Source organism: Cupriavidus sp. UYPR2.512, assembly GCF_000379565.1.
Lineage (GTDB): Bacteria > Pseudomonadota > Gammaproteobacteria > Burkholderiales > Burkholderiaceae > Cupriavidus.
Genome location: NZ_KB902868.1, coordinates 1 through 9,701 on the forward strand (window position 1 = coordinate 1; position 9,701 = coordinate 9,701).

Sequence of the window (9,701 nt, forward strand, 5' to 3'; positions counted from 1 at the left end):
CGGGCGGTGATGCTCGCGGCCGCCGAACGGTGGCGACGGCCGACATTGGGCGGGCGCGCTCAGGCGCGCTCGCCGACTATCAAATTGATATGGAAGAGGATCTGCTGCCAGACCAGGTCTGGACCGGTGTGCTGCAGGACTATCCGCGTTGGTCCGCCAGCGTCTGGGACCTGGTCGCGCGCAGCATTGCCGTGGCGCAGACGGGAAAGGAGGAACTGCCTCCGCGGCCGACCATCCCGCCGATTCCCATCCACGACGCCGATGGCCCTTGGCCGTACGTCCGCTTTGACGATATCCCCGAGCCGACCCGCACGTTCTTTATGCACAATTTGCGTGGATCGAGTACGCCTGCTTTCGGTTCGGCATACGCGTGGGACTGGGAAGACTTCCTGACTGGGCAGCGATAAGCGATCGCTCCGACGCGCATGCGCGACAGATGGTTGCGGGCATATCCTAGTACAACTGCCCTGGGAAGGAGCAAAGGCTCGCCTAGCTCGACAAGGGCGCGGGTCTCTTCGGCGAGCGAAACTGTGTGACGGCCTGGCGTGCCCTTAAAGCCGAGCGCCCGCAAACCGCGCAGCGCATTGTGGCGGCCGCCAATCCAGTCGAAGTTGGCCTTGTCGCCAAATCCTACGGCTGGACTAGGTTTCGCTTTGGCGATGATTTCGACCGTCGAAAAGATTTCCTGTGCGGAGCGCGTTAGGCAGCAGAAGCCGACGGCGGTAGTGACCATGACCCGGATCGCGTCTGCGCGGCGGTTTCATGAAAGGATTCGTCGCTGCCGAGTGGCGAAGCAGCGATGATGACGGAGTTATCGATGATCAACCGACCTGATGTAACGACTGTCCCTTGCGTCGTGGCGCGCGAGGAAGGGGACGTCGACCAAAGTAAGGTGTTGGCGCGGTTGGAGGGGCGGGTGGATTTGCTTGCCGAGCGTGAGCGTGCCCGGCAGGCGCTCCGGATTTTCTCAGGCGGGCCTGCGCCAGAGTTTCAAGGCAATCTTCGACGGCGCGCTCGTTATTGAGCGACAAGACCTCAAAATGGTCGCGAATAGCGGCCGGCCCCATTGGTTACGTCTGGGCTAGGAGTACAGACCGGGACTACTCGGGCTTGCGCAGGGCCGCATGGGGCGACGACGGTATCTGACTTACTTAGCGATGGTCGGAGCGAACGATAGCCGGCGCCCCCCTGACGAGATGGCTACGTTGCGGACATAGTAGATATTCATGGCCTAGGGCGGTCGGCGAGGGGCACCTTTAACTAAGCTAGAGGGCACTAGTCGAGTCGTGCAACATTTTCCTCGGAGTGATTCGATCATCCGTGCGTGTCGCGTCAAGCAGGGCGGCGGTCGTCATAGTGTCGCACCTTGCGGTTCGATTTCGGGTATTTGACGTCGCCGCGCGCGATTGGGGCTGGTCGGCTCCTCCCGACCTTCTCAGACATTCCACACCGATCTTTTGCCGTTCGAGTGATGATGGGAAGGTGACCGAAGCCTGGAAAGAGACCGCCGCAGTGGCGGGCCGAGTGTCTCTAGGGGTGGCCCCCGAGCACCTTGCGAACCGATGCAACGAATCGATCGACAGGCGGAGACTCCGCATCCCGGCTATAGACGAACTCGACGTCAAACTCGGTGTCCAGTCCACTGAGCGGCAACAGATCTACGGACGGCGGGCACGCCGTCCGCGTGCTGGCCGGCACGAATGCATATCCCATCCCCGCGGCGACTAGCCCGAGCATGGTTGGGATATCGGCACCGATCTGGGCGATGTGCGGAACAAAGCCTGCCTTGGCGCAGTCGGCGATCAGCGCGTCATGCTGCGGGGCAGATCGGTCCCGGCTAAACCAGATGAATTTCTCCGCAGCGACGTCTGCCAGCTTTTTTGGGGCAATCCTTGAGTTCTTGATCATGGCAGGCATGGCCAGCACGAAGCCTTCGCGCAGGAGACGGATGCCCTGAAGCGATGGGTCGTCTTTGGACCGAAATGCCAGGATGCCGCCGTCCAACTCGCCGCTCCGGATAGATTGGGCCTGCTGCAAAGACAACATTGGCTCGACGGAAAGCACCACGTCGGCTTGATGTTCCCGGAAGTCCTTGAGGATTGCGAGTGTTTCCGGCAAGACCAGGTAGTTTGGCAGAGCGCCTATTTTCAGTGTTCCACCGAGCCCTTGCCCGATACGATGCGCGCGGTCGCGCGCTTCAAGGGTATTGCGCAGCAACTGCTTCGCGTCATTCAGAAAGCTCAACCCAGCGGGGGTGAGCCTTACCCCCTTTGCATGCCGTACGAATAACGGCGCGCCAATGTAGCTCTCCAAATCTTTGATCTGACGTGACAGCGCAGGCTGCACGATGCTCAGTGTGCGGGCCGCCGCAACGATGCTTCGCGCTTCGGCCACCGCAATGAAGTAGCGCAAATGGCGTATCTCGATCGTCTGCATTTCTGTCTCCGCCGCGTGAGGGCAAATAAGGTAGCCCCCCTTATATATGCCTGGAAAGTATAGCAAGCGTAACCATCAGGTATTTGAAAGTATGGCGATGCACGTCTATCTTTCGGATCTATCTCCGATGAGCAACCAACGGCAGGCAAGCGATGACGCATGATTCACGAGAATCTCTCCCCGAGACCCTTCTCGCGGTTAGCAGTGAAAGGACCCCGCGAAAGCACCTGGTTTTCAGCGATGTCGACCTTGATCGCGTGGGCAGGCAGGTGGGCTATTTCTATGTCCCTCACTCGCCTGACGATGACGCGTGGGGTACGACACGGATCCCGATCGCCGTGCTAAAGCATGGCGACGGGCCTACCGTGCTGCTGGAGGCAGGGAATCACGGCGATGAGTACGAAGGGCAGCTCGTGCTCGGTGAGGTCATCCGGGATCTCGATATCCGCAGGGTCCGGGGGCGGTTGATCGTCATCCCGGCAATCAACCTTCCGGCCGCCAACGCGGGCAAGCGAAACTCACCAATTGACGGGCTCAACTTCAATCGGGCCTTTCCGGGGGATCCGAGCGGCTCCGTGACCCAGCAAATTGCAGCCTTTGTGAATGATGTTCTCATGGCCGCGAGCGATGCCTTCATCAGTCTTCATTCAGGGGGCAGTTCACTAGACATTCTCCCTAGCAGCATCGTTCACTGCGCCGGCGATGCGCCGCACACCGAGCGTAATCTCGCGGCCGCAGCGGCATTTGGTGCGCCAGTCTCGGTCCTTTTGGACAACCTGGGGGACACGCGTACTGCCGCCAGTGCGGCGATGGCGGCTGGATTGACTACGGTGAGCGTGGAGATGGCAGGGCAAGGGACCGTTTCGCGCGAGGCGCTCACCATTTGCCGGCGTGGCGTCGCCAGCGTCCTGAGCCATCTAGGGGCCCTGAAAGACGTCACGCCCGCGACACCGACTCCCGCAGAGATGCTCTACAAAGTGGCGGGCCCCGCAGCCTACGTGATCGCCAACGCGGATGGTGTGTTCGAACCGCTCTTCTCCATCGGAGAACTGGTCGAAGCCGGGCAGGTGGCAGGGCGAATCCATTTTCCGAGCGATCCCGGCCGAGTGCCGCTCGACCTCAAGTGCATGCAAAGCGGAATTTTTTACGCGAAGCGACAACCCGGCCTTGTGCGGCAAGGGAACTGCTGTGCAGTCGTTGCCTCACGCGCCGAGATGGCGAGCAGAGACTGATCGGCTGGGGCACGGGCAAAAGATATCCATAAGACAAGAGGAGACATTATGGGCGAATTGAAAACACATCATGGGCCCGATGCGGTTCAAAAGAAGGCGATAGCTGCTGCCGTTGTCGGGTGCGCGCTCGAATGGTATGACTTCGCCGTATATGGCTTCTTCGCGCTCACCATTTCTAAACTCTTCTTTCCGTCGGACGAGAGTTCGGTGTCCCTGCTGTTAGGGGTCGCGACCTTTGGCGTTGGCTTCATCATGCGCCCTGTGGGTGCGGTGATGCTGGCGGCGGTTGCGGATCGACATAGCAGATCCGCGGCGCTATCGCTAACGATCTTGCTTATGGTCATCGGTACCGCCATGATCGCTTTCGCCCCAACCTATGCGCAAGCAGGAATCTGGGCACCTCTCATGATCGTTGCCGCACGGCTTATCCAAGGCTTCTCGGCGGGTGGGGAGATGGGCGTCGCGACGGCCCTGCTGATCGAGTCTGCCCCCAACAGCCGCCGAGGCTTATATGGAAGCTGGCAACAAGTAGCTCAGTCCACTGCACTACTGTTTGGATCCGGTCTCGGGGCACTGCTGTCGTCGACGCTGACGGCCGAGCAGATGAACGAATGGGGCTGGCGCCTCCCTTTCATGCTGGGGTTGGTGATCGGACCGATCGGCTGGTACATTCGGCGAAAGTTGCCGGAGCCAGAGCACGCAAGTAGTGAGGCGTCACGGGCACGTCGTCGCGCTCCATTAAGGTCGGTGCTTCGCGATCACCGCGCCGAAACCGTCGCAGGCTTGGGTATTACCACCGTCTGGACGGTCTGCTCGTACTTCTTCCTGGTCTATATGCCGACCTACGCGACGACACAATTGCATATTGAGCTGTCCAGTTCGCTGGCCAGCAATGCGATTGGGCTGGTGATGCTGCTTGTCCTCGCACCGCTGTTCGGCAGCCTCTCGGATCGTTGGGGCCGCTACCGGATCATTCTGGTGGGCATTGCCGGAATACTGGTGAGTTGCTATCCCGCGATCGTATCTCTCCAGCGTTTCCCAAGCCTTGGGATGCTGATCTGCGTTCAACTCTGGATGGCAATGTTCGTCGCGGTAATCGCCGGCCCCGCGCCGGCTGCCATGGCGGAGCTGTTCCCGCAGGAAGTCCGGTCCACCGGTATATCGATCGCCTACAACGCCGCCGTGGTGGTCTTCGGTGGCTTTGCTCCCCTTATCGCAACCTGGCTCATCCGAGTTTGCGAGAGTGGTTCCGCGCCGGCCTGGTACGTTTCCGCAAGCGCGGCCTTGAGTTTGCTGGCGCTAGCTTGGTCCACACGCACCATTGGTGCGGCGACCCGTGCTAAGGGCGTCACGCCAGCTTCGGATACACCTGCCTGAATCACTTCTGCACTTCCATTTGAACCGCTATGACTCTGTATATCAATACACCGCTGCTGCGTTCGCAGTCAAACTCCGTCCGTCTGGGCAAAACAGTCTGGCTGAAGATGGAGGCTCTGCAGCCTTCTGGTTCATTCAAATTGCGCGGCATTTCATATGCGTGCAGTTGGCATTTGGAGCGTGGCGCCAAGCATTTCGTTTCCTCATCAGGTGGCAACGCCGGTCTGGCTGTCGCATATTGCGGGCGGATGCTTGATGTGCCCGTAACGGTCGTGGTTCCGGAAAGCACATCTGCTCGGGCAAGGGCTTTGATCGAGCTGGAAGGGGCAAGTCTCGTTGTCTACGGCAAATCGTGGGCGGAAGCCAATGCATATGCCATGTCACTGCTCACTGAGCATACAGCGTTTATCCATCCCTTCGACGACCCGCTGCTATGGGAAGGCCATGCGACGCTGATCGACGAGGTTGCACAAGCTGGAGTCAAGCCGGGATCCGTACTGTTATCTGTGGGTGGAGGTGGTCTGCTTTGCGGCGTACTGACGGGGATGATGCGCAATGGCTGGGGCGACGTCCCGTTGGTTGCGGTGGAAACGGACGGTGCGGCTTGCTACTCCGCATCCGTCGCTGAGGGTAAGCCGGTATCATTGCCAGAAATTACCAGCATAGCGACGTCGCTTGGCGCCAGGAGTCCCTGCCAAAAAGCTGTCGACTGGGCTAAACGTCATCCGATCCGCAGCGAGGTTGTATCTGATGCCGCTGCAGTGGCTGCTTGCCTTCGACTTCTCGATGAGCATCGTGTGTTAGTCGAGCCTGCGTGTGGCGCCGCGCTGGCAGCGCTGGACCACGATGTCCAAGAACTGAACGCGGGTGCAGACGTCTTGGTGGTCGTTTGCGGTGGAGTCTGCTCCACAGTGGCGGATCTGCTGGCATGGCGGCCCACCTAGCGAAAGGTTTTACCCCGGTGGGCGCAAGGCCAGATGGGGCGATGCAATACGCTCACAATGTCCCGCTTGCGGGCTGATTCGGACATTCGTCGAGCTAGCCCTGGACGACCCAAACTGGCCCGAAACGCGCCATCACGGAGGGTCGCGTGTCGCAAAAGGCCAAAGCGATGAAATCAACATTGACGCGGGAGGAGTTGGCACAACTAGCGCAGTGACCAGCGTCGGCGTCTTCGTCAAGTAAATGGCAACGGGCGCCGGGTAGCACGCGAAACGGTGGCACGGCGCGCCGAGCGATGGTTTGATGCCGGTCTTACCGATCTGAGTACCGTGCTTGATGCAGGGATTGGCAGAGTCGGTCATCCGGCAACGCGTCGGCCGCTGACAGAAACCGCACACCGGGTTCGGAGGGAGGGGACGGCGCTCGCCGTTTCCTACCCCTATCCAACGACCGAGATGGAATGGACACCGCCCTCCCTTAGGGGACGCAGGGCGCGGGAGGAACATGGAGGCCCTCCAGAACCAAACGGCATCAATGTGCCAGAGTGGAGATTCGACACTTCCACTCGAGGAACGGAGGGCCAAAATGAATGCTACGACATATGGACTGGATGTTGCAAAGCAGCTCTTTCAGATGTACTGGGTCGACGCGCAAACGGGAGAGATAGCGAATCGGCGATTTCGACGTGACGAGCTGATTTCGTTTCTAGCGCAGCGGTCCAGGGGCCGTGTGGCGCTTGAAGCTTGCGGCAGTGCGCACTGGTGGGCCCGTAAGATCAAGGCGCTTGGGCACGAGGTAGTGCTGTTGCATCCCAAGTTCATTCGTCCATTTGTCCAAACGAATAAGACAGATGCGGCGGACGCGCGAGCAATCTGGACGGCAGTGCACCAGCCAGGGATGCGAACGGTAGCGGCCAAAACCGAAGACCAGCAGGCAATGCTCGCCCTTCACCGCATGCGCTCGCTGCTAATCAAGTTTCGGACCATGCAGGTGAACCAGATGCGAGGGCTCCTCTACGAGTTCGGTGTGTCGTTCCGCGCCGGACGCGTGGCCGGACTTACTGAGATCCGGGCACACATGGCGGAGCTCGAAGACGCCCTGCCGGCAACCATGATCACCAGTCTGCAGGACCAGTTGACGCGTATTGACGCCATCGAGCTGGATATTGACCAGCTTGAGAGCAAAATAAGCTTCTGGCACAAGAAGGATGAGGCGTGCCGCGCCATCGCTGAAGTACCCGGCATCGGCAAGCTCACCGCAACTGCGTTGGTCGCCACAATTGGAGATGCAAAGGCGTTCAAGTCTGGCCGTGAGTTTGCCTCGTTCCTGGGGCTGGTACCCCGGCAAACTGGCACCGGTGGAAAGATCCGGCTGGGATCAATCTCCAAACGAGGTGATCCGTACTTGCGCACACTCCTGATCCATGGTGCGCGCTCTGTAATGTGTCACGCGAAAGTCCCGACGAGTTGGCAGAAGGCAATACAGGCGCGACGACCAGCGAATGTTGTGGCTGTGGCCATGGCCAATAAAATGGCGCGCACGGCATGGGCCATTCTGGCGCGCGGCAGTACATACGATAAGCATTACGTCAGCCTGAGGCCCGAGTAGTAGTTCAGCAGTAAGCATAGCGTTGGAGTACCGATAGGTTGCTGAGGTTGATTTCCATGTGATGGCAAAACAGGTCGGACCGCAGGAACGCAAACCTGAACACACCCTTGCGCTTAAAAGTGCGTGGCCGAGATGAGGACGTTCCTGGCGAATTCCATCAGGGCCCGCAGGCTACGGCTTGCAGAACAGGCCGGATATAGTGGAATGGCCCCATCCCTCCCCGGTCTATCGAGACTCCATGCGACCATGGAGTCTCGATAGACCGGGGCATGGAAACGTAGCTCTTAGGCTACTTGGGAGTCCATCATGAGCATCACGCTTGTTGGTATCGATCTTGCGAAAAACATCTTTCAAATCCATGGGGTGGACGAGCATGGCAAGCCGGTGCTACGTCGCCGGGTAAGTCGCTCAAAGCTGCTGGAGACAATAGTTCGCCTCCCTGCCTGTCGAATTGTCCTGGAAGCGTGTGGGGGCGCTCACTACTGGGCGCGTCGCTTCATGGCGATGGGACACCAGGTTCAGATGATTGCTCCGAAGTTCGTGAAGCCGTTTGTCAAATCTCAGAAGAACGACTGCAATGATGCCGAGGCAATCGTCGAAGCAGCTTCCCGTCCGACGATGCGCTATGTAGCTATCAATGGCATCGAGCAACAAGACATTCAATGCATGCATCGCATCCGAAGCTTGCTGATGCGTGATCGCATCGCCCAGATCAATCAGATTCGTGGATTGCTCGCCGAGTATGGGATCGTCATTGCTCAGAGTCCTTTACAAGTGCAACGGCACCTCCCCGAGATCATCGCCGACACGACCACGGAGTTGACAGACTTCACCAGGGGAATGGTGTGCGACATGTACGAGCGGCTCAAGCAACTCGATGAGCAGATCGTGCGATATGACAATAAAATTCGCCAGATTCATCGGGCTTCCGCTCAGTGTCAACGACTGGAGAAGATCCGCGGCGTCGGACCGATGATCGCCACAGCGATTGTTGCTGCCGCAGGGGATGCGCGGGCGTTCAAGAATGGACGACAATTCGCGGCGTGGCTCGGCCTTACTCCTCGCCAGCATTCGTCCGGTAACAGGCAACGCCTATTTGGCATCACCAAACGGGGAAACAGCTACCTACGCATGCTCCTCGTCCATGGGGCTCGTGCTGTTGTACAACAGGCACCCAACCGCCATGATGCACTATCCCGCTGGATCAACGAGCTGCGCTCCAGACGCGGCATGAATATCGCCGTGGTGGCACTGGCGAACAAGACCGCCCGAACAATCTGGGTGCTGTTAGCCAAGGAGCAAGACTACGCACTCGCGTGAGACTCGCTCTGTAACAGAGATCCAGCAACGGAAGGAAGAATTGAACCCATCATCGATTGCACAAGTGATTTGACTCAATGGCAAACAGGTTGGACCGTCGGTGACAGATCCTGCGCAGACTTAGGGCCTACAAGGCCGTGGATATATGAAGGGGTCACCGAGCGAAATCCATTGGGGCCAGGCGCGTACGAGCGCCAACGTACAGGCCGTATGTATATATGCAATCCATCTCCTGTGCGCCGTAGGGCAAGTCATTTGGCAAAGAGGGATGGGGCCATGTATAAGACTGCAGCCGATACCTCGTTAAGGCATCACAACAAGATCGACTTGGCAAACCGGGCGGTGTCCATATAAGGGTGTGTGAAAACGTCTCGATCACCTAGACTGGATCAACGCATTCAGATTGGGGGACCGGATGAAGCGATTCATTGAGGGAGAAGACCGTAAGCAAGCTACGCTGCTTCCAGAATGCCTCGATGATTTCATCGCCGAGGATAACCCCGCCAGGATCATCGACGCGTTTGTTGAAGAGTTGGATCTCGAGTCGCTCGGGTTCGAGGGTGCCAATCCTTCGTCTACAGGTCGCCCCTCATATCATCCTGCCGTCCTCTTGAAGATATACATCTACGGCTACCTCAACCGCGTCCAGTCCAGTCGCCGTCTGGAGCGCGAATGCCAACGCAACATAGAGCTGATGTGGCTGACCGGTCGACTGGCACCGGACTTCAAGACGATTGCAGACTTCCGCAGGGATAACAGCACGGGCATTCGCAATGTCTGCCGTCG

The 9,701-nt window shown here is 58.9% G+C and carries 8 protein-coding genes; 7 read left to right on the plus strand and 1 reads right to left on the minus strand.

The genetic code is table 11. The annotated features are described in order from the left end of the window. On the plus strand, positions 1-407 hold a 407-nt coding region (locus tag A3A5_RS37765; protein ID WP_018309822.1), incomplete at its 5' end, for a hypothetical protein. A gap of 1,123 nt (positions 408-1,530) precedes the next feature. Here the strand turns inward: A3A5_RS37765 and A3A5_RS0106630 are convergent. Further along, positions 1,531-2,436: a LysR family transcriptional regulator gene (locus A3A5_RS0106630; protein ID WP_018309824.1), complete on the minus strand. Its 906-nt coding sequence runs from the start codon at positions 2,434-2,436 to the stop codon at positions 1,531-1,533. 152 nt (positions 2,437-2,588) lie between these two features. Between A3A5_RS0106630 and A3A5_RS0106635 the strand changes: the two genes are divergently transcribed. The 6 genes from A3A5_RS0106635 to A3A5_RS0106655 all read left to right on the plus strand — a co-directional run. Next, the gene (locus A3A5_RS0106635; protein ID WP_018309825.1) at positions 2,589-3,668 is read left to right on the plus strand and encodes a succinylglutamate desuccinylase/aspartoacylase family protein; all 1,080 of its coding nucleotides are present in this window, start codon (positions 2,589-2,591) and stop codon (positions 3,666-3,668) included. Between the two features lie 48 nt (positions 3,669-3,716). Then, entirely contained in the window at positions 3,717-5,045 is a 1,329-nt protein-coding gene (locus A3A5_RS0106640) for an MFS transporter (RefSeq protein ID WP_018309826.1), read from the plus strand. 29 nt (positions 5,046-5,074) lie between these two features. Then, complete coding sequence (locus A3A5_RS40820; protein ID WP_081623814.1) at positions 5,075-5,989, plus strand: pyridoxal-phosphate dependent enzyme; 915 nt, start codon at positions 5,075-5,077, stop codon at positions 5,987-5,989. Positions 5,990-6,572: 583 nt separating this feature from the next. Next, on the plus strand, positions 6,573-7,595 hold the full coding sequence (locus tag A3A5_RS0106645) for an IS110 family transposase (protein ID WP_018309827.1): 1,023 nt from the start codon (positions 6,573-6,575) through the stop codon (positions 7,593-7,595). Between the two features lie 306 nt (positions 7,596-7,901). Then, positions 7,902-8,915, plus strand: coding sequence for an IS110 family transposase (locus tag A3A5_RS0106650; protein WP_018309828.1), 1,014 nt, complete (start codon positions 7,902-7,904; stop codon positions 8,913-8,915). Between the two features lie 415 nt (positions 8,916-9,330). Further along, the coding region (locus A3A5_RS0106655; protein WP_018309829.1) for a transposase at positions 9,331-9,701 on the plus strand (371 nt) is incomplete at its 3' end.

Coding starts and splice junctions, on each gene's coding strand:
- A3A5_RS0106630 (WP_018309824.1), bottom strand. CDS start 2,436: ATGCAGACGATCGAGATACGCCATTTGCGCTACTTCATTGCGGTGGCC.
- A3A5_RS0106635 (WP_018309825.1), top strand. CDS start 2,589: ATGACGCATGATTCACGAGAATCTCTCCCCGAGACCCTTCTCGCGGTT.
- A3A5_RS0106640 (WP_018309826.1), top strand. CDS start 3,717: ATGGGCGAATTGAAAACACATCATGGGCCCGATGCGGTTCAAAAGAAG.
- A3A5_RS40820 (WP_081623814.1), top strand. CDS start 5,075: ATGACTCTGTATATCAATACACCGCTGCTGCGTTCGCAGTCAAACTCC.
- A3A5_RS0106645 (WP_018309827.1), top strand. CDS start 6,573: ATGAATGCTACGACATATGGACTGGATGTTGCAAAGCAGCTCTTTCAG.
- A3A5_RS0106650 (WP_018309828.1), top strand. CDS start 7,902: ATGAGCATCACGCTTGTTGGTATCGATCTTGCGAAAAACATCTTTCAA.